The sequence below is a fragment of the Pantoea sp. Morm genome, from assembly GCF_016643525.1.
GTDB classification, from domain to species: domain Bacteria; phylum Pseudomonadota; class Gammaproteobacteria; order Enterobacterales; family Enterobacteriaceae; genus Pantoea; species Pantoea dispersa.
In genome coordinates this window covers 1-1,590 of the sequence record NZ_VOQX01000238.1, presented here as the reverse complement: position 1 = coordinate 1,590, position 1,590 = coordinate 1, and the positions used below count along the sequence as shown (strand labels likewise).

The 1,590-nt window shown below is 50.8% G+C and carries 1 protein-coding gene; it reads left to right on the top strand.

What is annotated here, in order from left to right:
* The coding region (gene wbaP / locus FT726_RS27195; RefSeq protein ID WP_346303841.1) for an undecaprenyl-phosphate galactose phosphotransferase WbaP at positions 1-1,379 on the top strand (1,379 nt) is incomplete at its 5' end.
* Positions 1,380-1,590 lie beyond the last annotated feature (211 nt).

Here is a 1,590-nt window from a genome sequence, read left to right as displayed (position 1 = left end):
GCTCGGATTTAATTTGTTTCAACGCGGCATTGTTTATTGCACTCGCGCTGATTAATTCGTTCGCCGATTCTCCACTGGCAGATATTTCTGAAAAAGACCTCAACTTAAAAATCGCCACCCATGTCTGTCTGTCCTTAATTTGTACAGGCTGGTTCTGGGTTCGCCTGCGCCATTATACCTATCGCAAACCCTTCTGGTTTGAGCTGAAAGAGATCTTTCGTACCATTCTCATTTTCTCTGTCATCGATTTGTCAATTTCAGCATTATCGCAATGGCAGTTGTCGCGTTTTGTCTGGGTCACCACCTGGATTCTGGCGTTGATATTAATTCCGCTGGCGCGCGCCATCTCTAAACGCGTACTGAATCACTTCGGTATGTGGAAAAAACAAACCATCATCATCGGTAGCAGTCGTAATGCGCAGGAAGCCTGGCAGGCGCTGCAGAGTGAAGAGGTGATGGGTTTTGATGTGATTGCCTTTTTCGATGTGGATGGCAGCTGTCCGCAGGCCAGCATCTCTGGCGTACCGGTGCTGCACAACGAACAAGAGTTGTGGCAGCTGACGCACAGCGAAACCCAGTTCATCGTGGCGGTGGAGTTTGAACAGAGCCAGCATCGTGACAACTGGCTGAAAATGCTGGCAATGCATAACTGCCGTTCAGTCTCAGTGATTCCAACTCTGCGCGGCGTGCCCCTTTACGGTACCGACATGGCCTACATCTTCAGCCATGAAGTGATGATTCTGCGCGTGAACAATAATCTGGCGAAACGCACTTCGCGCTTCCTGAAACGTGCTTTCGACATCGTCGGCGCACTCGGCATCATTATTGCGCTGTCACCGGCGCTGCTGGTCCTCGGCTTTATGGTTGGACGCGATGGCGGCCCACCGATTTACGGTCATGAACGTGTCGGCCTGAACGGACGTAAATTCAAATGCCTTAAATTCCGTTCGATGGTGATCAACTCGAAAGAGGTGCTTGAGGAAGTCCTGCGCACCGATCCGGTCGCTCGCGCCGAGTGGGATAAAGATTTCAAACTGAAGAATGACCCGCGTATTACCAAAGTTGGCCACTTCATCCGTAAAACCAGTCTGGATGAACTGCCGCAGCTGTGGAATGTAGTACGCGGCGACATGAGCCTGGTGGGCCCACGTCCAGTGATTGAAGACGAACTCTGTCGTTATGCCGGTGATGTTGATTATTACCTGATGGCGAAACCCGGCATGACGGGATTGTGGCAGGTTAGCGGTCGTAACGACGTTGACTATGAAACGCGCGTCTATTTCGATTCGTGGTATGTCAAAAACTGGTCGCTGTGGAATGACATCGCGATCCTGTTTAAGACAGTGGGTGTCGTACTGAAACGCGATGGCGCTTATTGAGAGTAGAAGGGCAGGGGACGAAATCATTATCCCCGTCTGAAATGCCGGTGCTGGGAGTGCCTTAACTGACAACTGCCATTATCGAGCCTGAATAGAGTCGGTGCTTTGCCGGCAGGGTAATCACCGACTTTAATTGATGTCGTCTCAGGGCACGGTGACAACATAAAACCAAGGGAGCGCATGATAATGACCCACAGTTTCAGTGTTTAAC